The organism is Pedobacter suwonensis, assembly GCF_900111825.1.
In the GTDB taxonomy this organism is placed as follows: domain Bacteria; phylum Bacteroidota; class Bacteroidia; order Sphingobacteriales; family Sphingobacteriaceae; genus Pedobacter; species Pedobacter suwonensis.
In genome coordinates, this window is record NZ_FOJM01000002.1 from 288485 (window position 1) to 305509 (window position 17025).

At 43.3% G+C, this 17025-nt stretch carries 21 protein-coding genes; 1 reads left to right on the forward strand and 20 read right to left on the reverse strand.

Annotated features, from left to right (window positions below; genetic code table 11):
• Positions 1-129: 129 nt before the first annotated feature.
• The 5 genes from BM107_RS24605 to BM107_RS03725 form a co-directional block, all read right to left on the reverse strand.
• Entirely contained in the window at positions 130-300 is a 171-nt protein-coding gene (locus BM107_RS24605) for a hypothetical protein (RefSeq protein WP_159435189.1), read from the reverse strand.
• A gap of 258 nt (positions 301-558) precedes the next feature.
• Positions 559-1062: a DUF4468 domain-containing protein gene (locus tag BM107_RS03710; RefSeq protein ID WP_090980411.1), complete on the reverse strand. Its 504-nt coding sequence runs from the start codon at positions 1060-1062 to the stop codon at positions 559-561.
• Positions 1063-1733: 671 nt separating this feature from the next.
• Positions 1734-2819 carry a DUF932 domain-containing protein gene (locus BM107_RS03715; protein ID WP_090980413.1) on the reverse strand — a complete coding sequence of 362 codons (1086 nt, stop codon included), beginning with the start codon at positions 2817-2819 and terminating at the stop codon, positions 1734-1736.
• Between the two features lie 36 nt (positions 2820-2855).
• Positions 2856-3272 (reverse strand): single-stranded DNA-binding protein, encoded by a 417-nt coding sequence (locus BM107_RS03720; RefSeq protein ID WP_090980415.1) that lies wholly within the window; start codon positions 3270-3272, stop codon positions 2856-2858.
• A 311-nt stretch (positions 3273-3583) separates the two neighbouring features.
• A complete protein-coding gene (locus BM107_RS03725; RefSeq protein ID WP_159435190.1) occupies positions 3584-4153 on the reverse strand; it encodes a UPF0758 domain-containing protein in 570 nt (189 codons plus the stop codon).
• An 89-nt stretch (positions 4154-4242) separates the two neighbouring features.
• On the opposite strand from BM107_RS03725, the gene BM107_RS03730 reads away from it, so the two are divergent.
• The gene (locus tag BM107_RS03730; RefSeq protein ID WP_090980419.1) at positions 4243-4674 is read left to right on the forward strand and encodes a hypothetical protein; all 432 of its coding nucleotides are present in this window, start codon (positions 4243-4245) and stop codon (positions 4672-4674) included.
• 117 nt (positions 4675-4791) lie between these two features.
• Here the strand turns inward: BM107_RS03730 and BM107_RS03735 are convergent, their stop codons facing one another.
• The 15 genes from BM107_RS03735 to BM107_RS03805 all read right to left on the reverse strand — a co-directional run bounded on the left by BM107_RS03735 (position 4792) and on the right by BM107_RS03805 (position 17006).
• Complete coding sequence (locus BM107_RS03735; protein ID WP_090980711.1) at positions 4792-4968, reverse strand: histone H1; 177 nt, start codon at positions 4966-4968, stop codon at positions 4792-4794.
• 181 nt (positions 4969-5149) lie between these two features.
• Complete coding sequence (locus tag BM107_RS03740) at positions 5150-5947, reverse strand: hypothetical protein (RefSeq protein WP_090980421.1); 798 nt, start codon at positions 5945-5947, stop codon at positions 5150-5152.
• 60 nt (positions 5948-6007) lie between these two features.
• Complete coding sequence (locus tag BM107_RS03745; protein WP_090980423.1) at positions 6008-6610, reverse strand: hypothetical protein; 603 nt, start codon at positions 6608-6610, stop codon at positions 6008-6010.
• On the reverse strand, positions 6611-7420 hold the full coding sequence (locus tag BM107_RS03750; RefSeq protein ID WP_090980425.1) for a DUF4099 domain-containing protein: 810 nt from the start codon (positions 7418-7420) through the stop codon (positions 6611-6613).
• A gap of 45 nt (positions 7421-7465) precedes the next feature.
• A complete protein-coding gene (locus tag BM107_RS03755; RefSeq protein WP_159435191.1) occupies positions 7466-7990 on the reverse strand; it encodes a M23 family metallopeptidase in 525 nt (174 codons plus the stop codon).
• A complete protein-coding gene (locus BM107_RS03760; protein WP_090980429.1) occupies positions 7983-9941 on the reverse strand; it encodes a type IV secretion system DNA-binding domain-containing protein in 1959 nt (652 codons plus the stop codon). The genes BM107_RS03755 and BM107_RS03760 overlap by 8 nt, the downstream gene beginning before the upstream one ends.
• Positions 9942-9952: 11 nt before the next feature.
• Positions 9953-10777 carry a DUF4138 domain-containing protein gene (locus BM107_RS03765; protein WP_090980431.1) on the reverse strand — a complete coding sequence of 275 codons (825 nt, stop codon included), beginning with the start codon at positions 10775-10777 and terminating at the stop codon, positions 9953-9955.
• A gap of 5 nt (positions 10778-10782) precedes the next feature.
• Positions 10783-11982 carry a conjugative transposon protein TraM gene (gene traM, locus BM107_RS03770; RefSeq protein ID WP_090980433.1) on the reverse strand — a complete coding sequence of 400 codons (1200 nt, stop codon included), beginning with the start codon at positions 11980-11982 and terminating at the stop codon, positions 10783-10785.
• A complete protein-coding gene (locus tag BM107_RS03775; RefSeq protein WP_090980435.1) occupies positions 11979-12407 on the reverse strand; it encodes a hypothetical protein in 429 nt (142 codons plus the stop codon). The genes traM and BM107_RS03775 overlap by 4 nt, the downstream gene beginning before the upstream one ends.
• Positions 12385-12999 (reverse strand): conjugative transposon protein TraK, encoded by a 615-nt coding sequence (gene traK, locus BM107_RS03780; protein WP_090980437.1) that lies wholly within the window; start codon positions 12997-12999, stop codon positions 12385-12387. The genes BM107_RS03775 and traK overlap by 23 nt, the downstream gene beginning before the upstream one ends.
• 24 nt (positions 13000-13023) lie before the next feature.
• Complete coding sequence (locus BM107_RS03785) at positions 13024-14172, reverse strand: TraJ family protein (RefSeq protein WP_167543438.1); 1149 nt, start codon at positions 14170-14172, stop codon at positions 13024-13026.
• 20 nt (positions 14173-14192) lie between these two features.
• Positions 14193-14996, reverse strand: a complete 804-nt coding sequence (locus BM107_RS03790) for a hypothetical protein (protein ID WP_090980441.1) — start codon at positions 14994-14996, stop codon at positions 14193-14195.
• Entirely contained in the window at positions 14993-15682 is a 690-nt protein-coding gene (locus BM107_RS03795; RefSeq protein WP_090980443.1) for a hypothetical protein, read from the reverse strand. The genes BM107_RS03790 and BM107_RS03795 overlap by 4 nt, the downstream gene beginning before the upstream one ends.
• Positions 15679-16347, reverse strand: a complete 669-nt coding sequence (locus BM107_RS03800; protein ID WP_090980446.1) for a hypothetical protein — start codon at positions 16345-16347, stop codon at positions 15679-15681. The genes BM107_RS03795 and BM107_RS03800 overlap by 4 nt, the downstream gene beginning before the upstream one ends.
• A complete protein-coding gene (locus tag BM107_RS03805) occupies positions 16344-17006 on the reverse strand; it encodes a hypothetical protein (protein ID WP_090980449.1) in 663 nt (220 codons plus the stop codon). The genes BM107_RS03800 and BM107_RS03805 overlap by 4 nt, the downstream gene beginning before the upstream one ends.
• Between the last annotated feature and the right edge of the window lie 19 nt (positions 17007-17025).

The following is a 17025-nucleotide window of genomic DNA, read 5'->3' on the forward strand; positions in this document are numbered from 1 at the left end:
AAACAATAAGGAAGAAATAACTGTTAGCGCTACCTTTTGGAAAAGGATGTTAGTAAAGCTTTCCAATCTGCTCCGATAGTGATGAACGGGGCGAAAACTTGCCGGTGTGGAGAAACCTATGCAATTAATTTAAGCTTTAAACCTAAAGATTTCGATGTAAAAGTTTAGCTGAAGCAATAGATAAGCACAAGGCAATTGCTTACGGATCGGTACGTTTAGGGCTATATCTTTTAGCAGTTCGTTATTTTCGGTTAATCTATCAGCAATCATAGGAACACTTATAAAAAATTCCCATTCCATATTTAAGATCGCATCATCAAATCTTTTACGCTACAGATGTTAATTATAGTAAAAACGGTAACTCATACATGTATCCCGATCTAATGCATATACATTTCTTTTGCCCTTGTTTTTGGCTTCGGGTGCAGGCGGAAAAACTGAGTTCAGTGTTTGTGAGGCGCGTATCATGAATTGTGCTTAGTTGCACAAAAATGCCATCTGGTTATTCGTTTTTCAAAATGGATTTCGAACATAAAAAATACCAATTTGGGGCTTAAATTAAAAATCATTTTCGGGCTTTTTGTTGATCCGGTAGGCTATATCTTTTATCAATGATATAGCTAATCGCCTTGCTGCTTTATTCTGTTCAGGATCAAAATTCTTATTAGCGACTCTCAACTGACTTTTTGAAAGACTTAAACCCGGAATAGGCTTATCATACTCTAAAGCTGAAAGAACTATCTTAAACTTGTTATCCTTATTATAGACTTTACATTTGAAATACAAATTAGTAATGTCAGATCCCATTACGCCATTAAAAGAGACTTCGCCTAAATCAGCATCTTTCATTTCGATCACCGAACGGGAATCTTTAAAAGACGTAGTTAGGTAATTGAGCGTATTACTATATAACTGCTGTTTTGTCAAACTCGAAACAACAACTGTATCTAAAGTATGTGCTGGCTGATCTGTGTAAGCACTTTCAATACTATCATCTGACTTAAAAGTTTGCGAGAAACTTATAAAAGGAATTAAGATCAAAAATAGAGCAAGCTTTTTCATGCCGTAAAGATATTAAACTGCGATCAAGTGCTTTGCATACATTTTTTCGAATTGGGTTAATTAAAATTAAAAACCCTAATGTTCGGGACTTTTGGTTTTTATCTAATTCCAGTTAAAGTGTAGGTAGCGTTGCTTTAATTGCTTACGCCTTGTTGCGTTTAGGGCAATAGGTCACTATAGGGGCGGACTCGCCCTTTTCGAGTTTAAAACACCTCCCCTTGCCTAGAAAATGACAGCACGGTCGGACGGCTAATGTCTAACGGTAGGAATTGGCAAAGCTAAACTGCAAGAGAAACCAGGCGAACGTAGCCCGCTACCAAAAAGTTTTGACATTGATCATATAGAGATTGCGGTATCCGAAAATTGACATCCAGAAACCTGCAATATACAGCGGTCGGATAGCTCAAAAGCTGGATCTATTGTTACTGTCTGATTAAGTATGCTCTCCAGCATTTCGAAAAAAAGGCATCAAAATCGGTGCCCCCGATGGCGCTTCAATGATATTCCCGTCATGGCGTATTCGCATGGCACCCACTGTGGAAATCAATAGACATTCGGGGTTTCAAAAAACTTCGAAGTTTTGGCGATTTCGTAAGTTTTTTTCTCTTTGGTGTCGGCTGATATGCTCATGATATAGGGTTTTAAGGGAGCGGAAATCCGCTCCCTATATCTTAGTTTAATTGAAAAGCAATGTTTTCGTTTCTGCCCAGATCAAGGCAAAGGTTAAAGGCAGACTGTCCCCTCTGCTTGGCTGTCCCCTCCAGGATGGATTTAAATTTGGATTCACCATCTTTGAATCTGCGTATATTCTGATAGTATCCCGATACGGCATTATATGCACCGAACAAAGTACCTTTTGTGGTATCAAGCAGCTGGGAGGGATTAGCCATGGCATAGGTGAAGACATCATCCACAATATTTTTGTAGACGCTTGATGCCTCGTCAACCGTTCCGTTTTTCAGTTTGGACAATACTTCACGGTTCGGCGCCATTGCGATCTGTATCAACTTTTTGACCTCCTCATCAGAAATTCGCACAGTTGCCCAATGGTTAAAAACCTGCTCCATTTCATCCCCTATCCTACCCGAAATACCCATTAAGGTGTGCGCAGTTTTAAGTCTCTCCCCTGCACCAGAAGAATGGCGGATTCGGATAGAATTACTGGAATTTTTGAGGGCTGCGTTCAACGTATTGTTGCATACGATACGCACAGGGGTAAAAGCAGCTGTGATACTGCCGAAGCCATCATGCGAAGTCGTCAAAAAAAGATACTGCTCGATCAGATCATCCTTTCCCACTTTAATATAAGAAGGCAATTTGGCAGTGATAAAAATACGTTCCCCTTTTCCCAACGCCCCTGCTGTTTCGTAGAGAATACCATCTCCACCGCCAACAATGCTATCGAAAAATTCAAAGGCTTCGATATTCTGCACCACGCTGTAATCCTTGCCAACTACCCCCAAAACCGTGTCGGAATCCGTACGCACCGTTGCGAAATAATTCGGGACCTCAACCTCAGTGGATGCGCCCAGGATGATCGCATCAGGATCGGGTTCATTTCGGCGACGCATATCTAACGCATCTATTGTAAAAAGTGGTCTTTTCTCGACCGAGTAATCAAGCCCTGCAAATTTCAGTGCTTCCACTGAGGTTGGATAAGCTTCTACTAATGTTCCCAGCCCGTGCCATGCTTTTTCACTTACTGAAAAAAAGCTGTGTTTCTGTGCTCTTTCGTTATAATTTAAGTTATGTGCCATGATGAATATGTCTAAAATGAATGTATCGGCTAATAATTAAAATGGTAGGTCATCATCAATGCCCACGAATTTGTTCGCTGCTGTTTCTTCGGCCTTTGGCAATTCCTGCGGCGTATGTCCAGAAGCATTGTAACTGCTCTCATTTCTTTGGGGACTCCCTAAAAGGTTGATTTCAATCGCATGAAAAGTTAGAGATGCTGTTGCCTCGCCGGAACCACTCAAATAAGCAGTTGCACCTATGCGGCCGTAAAGCTGTACCCAACCTCCCTTTTTTAGATATTCAGCTATCCCCGTATTGAGCCAATACGAACAGTCGATAAATGTGGTCACCTTTCTCTGTTCTCCATCAGAACGATAGGTATCATTGATTGCAATTGAAAAGACGGTTACTTTCCGCTCTCCGCTTACTTTTCTGACCACTGCATCAGCGGTAAGTCTTCCTGTAATTTCCATTTCGTAAAATTTTCAGTTTAAATTTTTGTTTACTTCCCTCATTCCAAAAAATCTTTTTAAAAGAAAAACGGAAAAAAGAAAGTACAGAAACGCGGGTGTACAGGAACGGAGAGCTATAAGTCCCAGAGGGTGTTTTGGCGTAGCCAAAACATTATGCGCTCGCAGAGATCGGAGCGCCCGAATTTCACGGCCTTTTTATCCGTTTAGTTGAAAAGTTTAGCCTGCACATATACTTACACAACTCAACAGTGTTACATGACATCTAAAAGCTTGACGAAATATTCTGATGCTGACTGAATAATAGCCTGCACCTAAACCGCGCACATCCTTCTGCCCAGTTCAAGTGCCGCCAGGATTGCACTGGATTTGGCTAAGCCAACACCTGAAAAACTGGAGAGCGATCTATGGCTCTGGGTAGCCAATACGTCTAATCTGCCTCCGACTGCTCTTAAGATGTTCTCTGCCAGATCTACAGCACTCATATCTTTCCTGCCTGAACCAATAAGCATGGCAATCAGTTCGGCATCTGTCATATGGCTGGATCCCACCGCAATAAACTTTTCCCTTGGCCTCAGACCCGGATCCCATGATTTGATCCCTTTTTTCACACGCAAGCCTTTAAGGCGGATTACATCAGCCACTGGGAGATTATCCTGGCTTAAATATACTGCTGAATGGAACAGCGAAGACATTGCAGCAATCAAGAAATGGAAGTCCTGTTCAAAGACCACCACGGTTGATCGTTTGTAGCTACCATCGTGTTGTTCATCACTCCTTGTGATGCACAGATAACGGTTATCATTGACAGCCCTTTTAAAATCCAGAAAATAATTCCTTTTACCGGAAGAAAAATTTTCAGTAGCGAGATTAACATTTTTCATATCGATCATATTTAGGTATGAACAAAATTATTTATTGAATTCCGGTGATTCGGTTGTATATTGTATTAGCCGATCCGATCGGATAAAAAATGGATAGCAAACCATGGAGATTTACAAAGATGCACCATCCCAATAAAACAGAGCGGGTCTGTAGTTACCGCCATTGTGAGAATACGTATGAAGGAAGAAGTGACAAAGTCTTTTGTAGTGACCAGTGCCGTAACCACGCGCGGCGGGACCAGTTAAAAACCGAGAAATGGAACGCTCCGGCTTTTTACCTTAAGATAACGGAAATCGTTAAAACCAACCATAAAATCCTTAAACTTCAATATGACGAAAAGGGTGAGAATAAGGTCATCAGCAATTTCCTGTTAAGGGATTGCGGATTCAATTTCGAATTCCACACCCGGATTCTCCACACTTCAAAGGGCATTTACAGATTTTGTTTTGATTATGGCTGGCTTGAGCTGGAAAACGGAAAAATTCTGATTGTAAAAAACGAAAAAATGGTCGAAATATAAACCGCAATAATTTCTGAGCAGGATCGATAACCACAGCGGATTAAACACTATAAACCAGCGAGGCCGCTGCCCTATCGGACAGCGGCCTCGCTATTGTTTCCCAAAACAGATTTAATTTTATTTCGTATTCTTCTTTTCTGTTACCTCAGCTCTAATTTCCTGAGCCAGGGTTTTAAGATCTTGCATACCTTTACGTACACGGGTTCCTGCCGCTCCGTTATTGGCATTATAGAACTTTTCTACATCAGCTTCAACAGAAGCTATCAATTCTTTGATTTTACCGAATTTTTCCATCCTGATTATAATTTTAAACCGCAAATATATCCATTCACATGCATTCGGCAATTGTTCAATCATAAAATACTTGAAAACACCTCATTACCTAAATAAACCCTCCGAAATTTAAGGCATGGGAATACACGGAGGCCAAGGCCTCCGTGTATAGGACAGATTCTGCCCGTTGTCCAGGGCAGAATTACCTACCCCTTCCGGTTTTTTTTTCAACCGTAGCCTGCTCAACTACGGCTTCCTTCTTATCATCCGGCGCTAAGACCTTCGCAGAAACTTCTTTCAGATCGACAGCTTTGCTGTAAACAGAACGAAGATTATGATCATAAAAATCAAGGGTTTTAAACTGTGGGTTAGCTGCAACAAAGCCTTTCATTCCCTTACCATCTTTAGAAAAACTCACTTCATGAAGATTGCCCCGCTCCAGGCTCTTCATCAGCTGATCGCGAAAGCCGGGTTTATCGATATCCGGAAGGACAAACTTATCAACCGAGGAAGCAAGGCTGAACCCATAGTTTTCACCATAATTTTTGACTGTATAGCCTTTTTCCGGATCACGTTCCGAAAGATCAAGTTTCAACCACATGTTGGCTTTCTCACCATTTTTAAGTACCACATCTTTATTTACCGCACGCCCTGAGAGCAGATTGTAACTTTCCTTAGCGGTCACCCCTTTGCCTTTATTGATAAAAAATATCTGATCTACTGTATCATACGGCTTTCCAGCAGGCTCCAAGAACGCTTGATACTTATTGAAAAAGTACAGATCTGTTTCTTTGCTTTTTGAAAAATCAAGCTGGTACTGTATTTTGTCGGCAAGTTCGGGTTTGTCTTTTGCATTCACTGCTGGCATAGTAATATCCAGGCGGAGTGTAAACTGCGGCAACGCCTTATCAATGGACTCTTTTAACTGCTGGTTCAGCGACTCGCCAAACCCGAGGTATTTCAGATTGTTCTGAAGATACTCCAAATTGTTTTCGTTCATAATAAATGGATTAATTTGATTGATATTAAATGAGACCGTAGCGACTAAAACCGCCAGGTATCATTGATTTAGAAACTCGTATAAAAAAGAGATTTTAGATCTCGGCAAATATTGCCTGACAGATGGTCTGATGTTAGCCATTAAGAAAACCTTTCTTATGGAAAGGCAATGTTGCGGAATGGACAGAACATGCTCAGAAAATCTCAGAAATATATGCTCATCCTGAAAGGTAAAATGAGACGCGATACCTTGATAATCCATACAAAATCTGATTGCACGCAGGGTATTGACCAGACCACATTCCAAAACCAGGTTTATTTTAACTTTTCTCAGTTCTGTGAATATTTCCCCGGGATAAATGTAATGCGGACTGATGGCCACAAAGAGAAGTTCACAAGGCCTATTAAAACGGGATGAATTAAAGTGTAGAAATGCGATAGCTTCCATTGCGCTCGAGCAGATGTAAACCTGGGATATAATGTTAAGGTCCATCGTTCTACTGCTCCAGAAACCGCCATGCAGGGGCACCAAATGCCCATTCTCCCCGAACTCTTCAGACTGGCCATTGTGATAATCAAATATCAGGCTACCGGAAATATTGAACCTAAAAGAAATCCCATAGCTTTCGCATATTCCCTTGGCAACAGAAACAGCAGGAAACATCTACCTTGACGTTCCAGAACGCGTATAGCTTCTGCTATGACCTGTCCCTGCACTTAGCTTCTCATCAGTGATCATATCCCCGAGCCTTGACATCTGCTGTTTCTCATATTCCCTGAAAGCCTGTTTATAGCCATTGTTTTTCTCATTGGTCTGGGCGAGCAAACCTTTGTCTCCGACCAATGCTTTCAGTCCGGTCAATAGCAGATAGGAAATCCCACCGTCCATCAATACAGAAACGACAAGCGCAAGCCTGTTTGATCGTATGCCCTCAGCACTCGTACTGCTTGCCTGGATCAGCGTGCCATCTTCCAGTTCAATCTGCCTTCCGGCACTGTATCGCTCTTTTTGATAAGGGCTCAAAGCCATACCATTTACCTTTTCAGGTGCTTTGACCTTTAACATATCGGTCACCACAAATTCTTTTGTGTCCCAGTCGTATTCGACCAGCAGGGATTTCGTCTCGCCATCCCGGTCGACTTCCTTTAGAATATTCGCTTTCTCGCCCAGAATAAGCTGATCAGCCTCTGTTTGATTGATATAGGGTGGGTTTAGCGACTGTTTGTACACGGGATGCACCAACAAATCGGGTTTGCCGGTTTCGCCTCTAACCAGAGATAGTTTCACTTCCATTTCTTTGATCTCGATCCCGCTCCTCGAGATATCATGGAGCTTGATCAGATTGGTCCTGCCCCCGGATAGAAGTGCATAAATATCTTTCCGATCGATCAAAAGTTCTTCACCCCTGACAAGTCCGAGATCCCGGAGCTGTTCTAAAGGCAAATCTTTTTCATTTAATATTATTGTATTCATAATAAATTTCTGTTTTGAATTATAATTTCATTATGGTCTTCACTGCTAATCGCCCGGACAGGAATCCTTTTCAAATTCAACAAGATCATTTAAAAACAGATAGAGTTCATACCCGTTCAGCTTACCAAACAAATAGAGCATCCTGAGCGGATCTATAAATCTGCGCTTGTGCTTTATGCCAAAGTGGAGATGCTCTCCAGTAACCCTGCCGGTATGCCCCGAGATAGCAATAGAAGTTCCTGATGCCACAAGATCACCAACGCTGACAAAGGAATTTGAAAGATGGCCGTAAACACTGGAATATGCCCCGTGGGCGATGATAATATAGTTTCCGGTAATCAGATCACATGATACCTTGATCACTTTGCCGGGCAGAATGGCAAACACGGTATCCGATCTTGCATACAGGTCTATCCCAGCATGAAAAACATTCATACTCCTTGTTACAGGATGAGTCCTGTTACCAAACCCAGAGTTAATCTTAAATTCAGGTAACGGAAGAGACAGCTTCAGCTTATCAAAAGACTGCGCCTGTGCAACAGCAGATAAAAGCAGTAAGACTTTAAGCAAACACAGCAACCATTGCTTCGATTTCCCTGGTAATGCGCAAGAAATTGCTACGGAGAATTTCTTCCTTATTGCCTTCAAAATCATAGTAAACAGGCAATTCAACATATCCATCTTCTTCTTTTTTAATTTCTTCCGAATCCAGGTTTATCCTGCAGTTGATTGCCGAAGTCTCGTATTTACCAGAGAAAGAATTTTGCGCATCAGCTGCAATTACCCCAACCATTTCGCCAGCACCCAATGAGGCTATTTTACCGGCAGGAATCAGAACTTCCAGTTTTTCACTCAGCGATACTGAAACCTTGCTCCGGTCAATGGACAGGCTTTCGCTCAACTGTTTGGATTTACCAAGGATCCTTTCCAACCAGTCTAGTGTCTCTTTGTTTCTTGCAGAACCGGAAAGTACGTTCCCAACAACCGAAGTGATCGTCGAAGCCGTATCTTTCCCATACTGTTGTTTGAATTGAGGCAGTTCCTGAAGCCCGATCAGCACAGCAACCCTGTTTGAACGTGCAGTAGCAATCAGGTTCTCAATCCGGTGTACGAAAAGTGTGGGTACTTCGTCAATAAGCAATGCTGAAGGAAGGTTTCCCTTTGAGTTGAGGAGCCTGGTTAACCTGTTAAGGACAACTGAATAACATGCGGAATTGATGTTTTGCGTATTGGGGTCGTTAGCAAGTACCAATATCCCGGGGGATTCCTTATCAGAAATCTTCAAGTTAAAATCATCGCCCGAGAACACCCAGAAACTTTCTTTCGTCGCCATGCGGCTCATAAAAATCTTCAGTGTACCGATCTGCCCTTCCAGCTGATCAAATGCCTTAGCCGCAAACGCAGATTTGAATGGTGAAAGGAGCGAAACCAGTTCTGGATCAGTAAACAACACTGCAAATATTTCTGCATAGGACCGGTTTAAAAAAGCCATCACATGCGGCAGGCTGGAAAGCTTACCACCTTCATACCTGCTCAAAAAATAAATGCAGGAGGCCAGAAAGTTAATCGCGGACTGCGTAAAGAAAGCATCACTTCCGCTGGCCTTATCCCCTTTTTTCAAGGCCTCGACTGTTGCTTCAGCGGTTTCGGATGCATCTGCGAGCGTTGTAATGTAATCGGACCGGAGCGGATTTATCCGTCGGCTCTTTTCCACTTGGTTCAGGTTGATCACATGAAAAGCAAACCTCTCCAATAGTCCTTTCCTTTTAGCGGCCAAATAGTGGTAATAAGCAATCTTTCCCAGATCCGGATATTTGAAATCGTAAAGACATACCGCAAAGGATTTAGCGATCATCTGCCTAATAAACGGATTTATAATGGAAAAGGACTTCCCGGATCCCGGGGTACCGATCACCATTGTCGCACGGAACGGATTGACCAAGTTGATCCAGCCTTTCCGTACTTTTTTACCATAGTAAAAAAGCATCGGTATATTTACCGAGTATGGCGTCTCTTCCTTTACCGTGGGCTGCATAAAACTTTCAGCCTCTACATTCCATTTATCCCTGCCCAGGCCTGAACGGATGATCTTGGAAACATTGTCCATTGAGGCGCTAATCATTACCGCGCCAATCAGCGAACAGATGATATACCAGAGATCATACCATGACGTATATGCAAATACCGGGGCAGAAGACTTTCCAAAGAAATAGATACTTCCAAAATATAAGACCAGCCCGGCACATAGCGGATAGATTATCTTACTTTTCACATCAAAATCCGGCTGTTTTTTGGATAACGTTCCTATACTGACCAGACAGATCAAGAGCAATACAGACAGTTTGCTGTAAAGCAATTCATCATAAATAGGAAGCAGTTTTATTCGATAAAGTCCCTTGGCAAAAAGCCCCCAAAACGGTGCATCAAGGTAAATAAAGAGAGTGATTTCTAAAAAAACGCAGAAATAGATCAGGCATTGGAGAAAGCCGTGGAGCTTTTGGATCTCTTTTGACTCTTCCATAAAAGCAAGAATTAATGTTCAAGGGTATCAGCGTTCAGCAGATCACTGTATCGTATCCCAAAAGAAAGTACCCTGCCTGAGATCTGCTTTTCGGAAAGCGTGACATTAAGGATTTTGTTCCCGGGAAACGTGAATTTTCTAAAAACAAATACATTCCGGTAATACTTATGAAAAGATGACACCTGGGAGAATACATACTCAGGAACGAGATCAATGGACTGGCTATTCGAGGCCCTGATCTGTTTCTTATCATCAATTTTGAAGCTGATTTCATCAATATCGAACTTAAGGTTACTCCTGTTTAAATAACTGATATCGAGAAAGACATAATCCCCAACACTTGCAATTTTATTCAGCATTGCCTTCAGCCCATATGCATTCGCTTTGACCGATCCGCCTGAAGAAGATTTCCTGAAGAGTGACAGCGCATAGCTCCTGGCCCCTGATTCAGAAAGCGCGACATCGGGCAATGCTATGGGGCGCATGTCAGCGATGCAGATGTCTAGATTGCTCTTGAAAAGGCTGTCTGATCTGCCCTTGTCATAAACCAGACTGAACTGAGAGATGTTTTTTTCTCCAACAACGGTTAGCACAGCCGAAAATGCCGATACACAGGAATCCACTAATTTCAATCTCAACAGGTTCCCCAAAGGAATATCACCACGAACATTCGGAGTCGAAATATCAACGTACCGTATATTTTCCGGTGACAGCACATGCACTGTCATATCTTTTTTAAGATAGATCACAGAAAGTGGCCTATCTAATGGAAAAGTCTGGCCAATGGAATGCCAGCTGGCCAAAAAACTTAAAGCCAGGAGAAGTATTTTTTTCATATTTTTTATTTTGATTGTTTCTGGAAAGACTGCGGATCGATAAGATAAATCCGGCTATTGTATTTAATTTTGGCCTTATTTTTTCTGATCAGTCCTGAGATTGCTGAAGAGGTTGAAGTGAATATCCTGTCTAACGTGCTCATCAGGAATTCCTGCTGCTCTTTAGCGCCTCCTTCAGTAGAAAAACCCTGAATCGTTTCGTTCCCAAGGTTACGTGAAAACTCCCGGAAGTTGGATGAAGGAATATACAAGCCTTCCAGGCCGTCAAGGTCATATATTTCGAGGCGGACAGGGATAATTTTATCTTCCCTGGCAATGGAGGTGATGCTGAGCTTGACCCTTTGCTGAGAAAACCCCGATATCTCCGCATAAAGAAAAGTCCCTTTCTTAAGGGGCATGGAACCGACAAAAAGATCCTCCAAAATCCTGATCCTGATCCTGGAACCGGAATAACCTATAACATTTTCATCAATCAGGGCAAGAATGGGACTTTTGTCTTTTTCAGCCATAACGGTATTAAAATCACTTTCAGGAGCTCGGGCTTTGGTGACGGGCTGAACATGCTCAAGGGTGAGAGGCGATGCCAGCTTTAATTTTTCCTTTCTTCTAAGTTCGGCCTGATATTCCGGATCATTTGCTTTTCCCATACTGTCCATATAGGACATCTGTTTTTTAAACACTTCCATAGGATCCCGGTCAGGCGCTTTAATTACCTTTTCCATGACAGGCTGCCGGACAGGTTTGTCCCGTTCAGCCAATGAAGATAGTGCCTCCGCCATCGCCCTATCTTCCGCAGTAAGTTTGGGTTTGCCCCTGTTGCCACCCATGATACCAGCAGAACGAACGATTGAAGAACCTAGGGTTACCGTCCCTCTTCTTTTAAGTACACGGTCAATAGAATCAAAAGTATTTTTCTCTTTTCCAGCGTTAAATGCAACGTCCGCCTTTTCATCGCCCTCGATATTGTTTATCACACTGTTACCGTGCGACTCCTTGTAGCGGTCCCGGTAAGCATCAAGCTTATCGGTAATTCCGCGTTGCCTGACCTGTTCTGATATATCTGCAACATTGCTGTTCATCCCCTCCCGTGCCACTACCGTTTGAGTGCGGCCTGCCGAACTTTTGTATACATAAAAGAAAAGGCATAAAAATGGTAATGCAAGTAACGGCACTACATACCTGGCCTGTTTTAAGTTTATTTTCATGGTTCTTGGATTAGTCTGAGCTCCCGAAGCGCATCTTCCAGAAAAGAAGAATCAGCCCGTGTAAGCTCCTTTTTGTTTAAAACCGAATCTACTTTGTTCCGGATGGTTATGGTCCGGCGAAGCTCATCTGCCCTTTTTGAAATGGAATTAAGTCCTTGTATACGGCTATTTAAATTTTGAACACTATCCTTCTTCCTACCCAAAACAGCGGAATTCTGAATTCCAGGTTTCCGGTCAGGCTTGAACGACCATAATACCGAGTAGATCAGCGCAATGACCATACAGACCAATATTGTCCGTGGAAACCTGGATAAAACCAGAATCGATGAATGGTTTATTTTTCTAATATAAGGGCCCAGCTCATCCCAGAGGTCTGCCCATACCGTTTTTTCCGGTGCCCTTTTAGAGCGAATTTTTCTGAACATTTTCAACGTCTTTATTTTCAATGGTTTTCCAACCGGTGACCAGTACACCATGGGGATTGTTTTCACTTCTTGGGATGTCTTTCAGATAACCTTCAGTAATCAGTGAGCGTAAAACCGTTACACTTCTGCGGTCTATTTTCTGCTTTCCATAATACCTGAAGTACATGTGGGGCAGATCAATAACGATAGAATCGGTCTGCAGGGTCAGCACGGAGCTACTTGACAGAACCGAGCTGAAATAACCCTTTTCCTTAAGATCGTTATACTGGCGTGCCCCTGATTCATCGATCAGGTACATTGCCCGCTTCATCTGGTATTCAATAAAACGGTCATCAGGCGTAAGTGAGAAGAAAATCGAATGGAACAGATCAATATGCGCTTTGTATTCCGCCGGACGGTTCATCTGCACATCGGTCTGTTTGGCCAGGATCGGCACATTATTATCCAGGATATAAATGCTTTTTCGGGCAGAAACAACCTGTTTATAGGCGTAAAAGGATACTGTTATACTTACGGAAAAAGCAAGCAGCAGGCTCCCAATAGAAACAAAAGATGCCAAGCGAATCTTGGATTCGATATTTTTAATGATCATAACAGACAGTTTATGGGTAAATAATTAAAAGAATTTTCCGGATACTTTTTTCGCCATTCCGATAACGGTCTGGGATCCACGTCCGAAATTGGATGCCGCGGAGCTGATCCCCGATGTGGAAATGATCCATGTAGAGATGCTGGGCACAGTAAACATGCAGATCGCACCGATCAGGAAACTCAAAATCACCGTTCCGAAAGACAGGATGCCGTTTCCGGCAAACCAGGCCATCTTTTCCATATTCACCGCTTCACCATTGTCTCCGATCAGTTCCTTATACCTGCTGATCTCCATAGTCATCGCCGTTTTCTGCAAAAGCGCGATGATGTACATCACCAGATATCCGATTCCCAAATACAGGTTCACGGAAACAAACCTGGCGATCCATGTAGTTAAAGAGTCTCTGAAAGAAGGCAGGATACTTGCCGCAACCGCAAAAGGCCCAAGGATGATCAGTATTGCAGAATAAATGATCTGGATGATAAATAGCACGTAAACCGCCAGGCGGAGTATCCAGATACCAAGTAGTTCCAATAACTGCGTCAATAAAAGCTGCATACCGATCTTCAGCCGGTTTTTAAGCTCAATGACCGGACTGATCACCGTCGACATCCCCTCTTTTACTGAACTGGTGACCGAGTCCCATGCCTGTCCGATCCAGGTATCTGATTCCTTTTCAGCAAGCTCTGTCTCCGCCTGAAAGCTGTAAAGCGCATTGGCAACCTTGATCATATAATCAGCGCGGATCAGCCGAAGGTTATTGACATTGGCCTGTTCGCTCATATACATCTCCTCGGTTTTCATCGCCACCATATCAGTGGGAAAAGCAATCACCTTGGTAAAAGCACCCCACCATAAAATAATCATCACCAGTCCGAACGGCCGGAGCAGCGGCATAATCTCCAGCTTTTTGTCCCCTGAGATCATCTCATAAGATCTAATGGCAAAGAAAATGATCATGAAAATGGCGGCCAATGCCTTGGCATCGGTAATAAAAAGATCGAAATGCTCCCACAGCGAATTTTTCAGCCCCTTTAAAAAAAACATCACACCCTCCTCGTAAACCCCGTTACCCTGTAGAAATTCGAATGACCTCCTGTAATCGTTAGTCTGGGCAGACGCTCCCATGGCCGATACCATCAGCATAAAAATAAGCCCTGTATATTTTTTCATCATTAGCAGTTTAGAATAGATCAATATTTACGCCTGCGCAACACTTCCTTCGCGATTTCAACATCACTGTTTTCCGTCCACTTTTCGATGAGTGTTTCCCGGGCTTTGAGCTTCTTTTGAAGCAGCCCCTGAGAGATGAACCTTCCCGCAGTCGAAACCCTTGTTGACCAGATACCCATCAGCTTACGGTAATCCATCAGCATCCCGTGATAGGAAAGAATCCTTGCGCCGCGGTCCTGATTGCTTTTCCTGGTCATATCAAGCCTTTCAGCCAGCATCTTCATTTCACCATTATACCATTCATAACTGCCCTCGCCGATGAGCTTGGCCTTGATACCGGCGCTTAGGCCCTTCAGCGCATGTAGCGGATCAAAATCTGTTACAGGTTTCAACTGGTGAGCATAGTAGAGCAACCATAAGGGATCAGCAACGGATAACAATCCGGAATGCCCCAGGATTTCTTCTTTTGCCACCTTTGCCAGGGAGTCCGAATGAATTTCGTACGAACGGTCAGCATCTTTTTGAAGCCCTGCCAGCGATAACCTTTGAAACTGTGGCCCGGCGCCAGCCAGGGGACGCAGGTCCGTTTTGGGGTAATTGGGGTGCAGTCCCCAGGTGAGCCAATAATAGGGATTGATGCCCAGCCATCCCGAAGTCGGGGTAAACTTTGAACGGTCCCATTGCTTAAAGACCATGCGTTCCTGCTGATTGACCATGCTCTCATCCCTGATTGATTTCTGCGCGGCACACATTAACCCCGTAAGCATCAACAACATGACAACAGGTAAAAACACCGCAATTTTATTTGTCCTAATTTTTTTCATCTTTTTGAATATTTAGCATTTCTGATAATGTCTCCGACCATTGAGCGGTCCTGATTGATAAATGAAGCAAAAGGATTGAGCGAATAAAATACGCCTTTAATTTTGGCATAATACATTGCTTTCCAGGCACCATAAGTCAGCCCTGAAAGAATGTGCAGTTCGGTATTGATCTTTCGTAAAAGGGCATCTCTTGCTGCATGATCCATTAAAATATCATTGCTGCTCTTGAGCACAAATCCCGATACCTCGCCAAATAACCTCATTGCCCGAGCATTCATCTCACGGTACATCTCCTCTGCAAAAAGCAGCAAATAAGGCTGCGATTTAGCCAGTTCTGTCATCCGGGAAGAATAATTCAATATATCCCCGCAAACCGCTGCCATGCTTTTGACCATCAGCCCACCTGTTAAAGCGGAATTAACATTCGAAAGTCCCTCATAGATCATGGCCTGCGCGGCCACAACAGTAGCGCAATTGAGATTGATCTGTTTCAGGCTGGTATTTATCCTGTCCAGAAATTCGTTATGCATCATTTCCGCAGCGCTCCTCACTGCAAAATTCTCATTGACAATACCAAAATGCCTGGAATCGAAGACCGCCCGCTGGGCATTTCCCTTAAAAGGCAAGGCTCCCATTACCAAAACTGTAACCAACACCAAAGCCGGCAGAGATAATTCCTTTTTCATTTTTTAAAGTATTTGGCGTTCCGGATAATGTCCTCAATGAGTGAACGGTCAGTATTGATGTAATCTGACAATGGGTTCAGGCCCATAAAAAGTGCCCGCATATTTCCATAAGAAATGATATTTACCAGGCCACCTGACAATGCACGCAGCTTCGAGAGTTCAGCAAGAACAAAGTCAAACAGGATTTTTCTATCCGAAACCTTCATCTGGTTGACTGCCCCGATGCTTATCGTTAACCCTAGCAGAAAAGAAAGCAGATCTTTCGACCGTGAAAGAAATTCGGCCTCGGTCTGGTAAACCAGTAAAAGTAAAGCAGGATTGCTTTTTGCAATCTCATAAAACTTCACCTGGTCATCGCTGATGCCCTGTACCAATGGAACCGCTTTTAATCCGATGTCCATGGCAACCGTTGCCGTACCGATCAGATTGAACCGTCCCTGTATTTCCCGGTAACTGTTTTTAAGCCTGGCCAGCATTGTCCTGTTCGCCTGCTCATTGATCAGGTTTACACGCTGCCTGTCCCTTGCCGCCTGTTGCTTTTCATATTCAGCTTTTGAATCGCTCACCAGCTGATGGATACCGGGAATATTAAGCGCTTTCTGCTGCCCCTTGCTATTGAAAAAGCAGCCAACAACCAAATAAATGATCATGATAAATCCTTTCATTTTTTTAAGTATTTAGCCTCCGAAATAACCTGGTTTGCAATTCTGACATCCATATTGACCCAATCTGCCCATGGATTGAGTGACGCAAACAGTCCTTTCATTTTTGCCCAATACATCGCCCTATGCATTCCATAAACGGTACCGCGCAGGATCCGCATCTGGTTAGCGATATTATTGAGCAGTTTCGAACGTTCCCCTGCATCCATCAGGTTTCTCTTACCGCCTTTCAGTATAAAAGCGCCGACCTCAGTCCCGAGCGAAACCGCCCTGACTTTAAACTCCCTGGCGCCCTGTTCTGCAAAAAGCAAAAGCACAGGATCAGACTTGGCCAGTTCGACCGTTTTTTCTACATCCCCTACAATATCAAGCCCGATCTCACCGATCTCTTTCACCGACACCAGGTTGTTCATCACCGCTGCAACCTGGGTGAGCCCGTGATAGATCCGCTCCTGGAGATCGTTTACGATCAGTAGCTGTCCCGTCACCGCAAGCTGGCCTTTTGAGATCAGGCTCAGATTGTCGTTTGTCCTGTTCAACTGTCCATTGATCACAGAAGCATGGCCCGCAATTGCACCAGAAGTTAACGGGTCAACATAAATTGTCTGGGCCGAGACAAAAAAGCACGGCCAGGCAAGCAAAAACATAAGTATTGTTTTCATATCCTAATTGATTAATAAT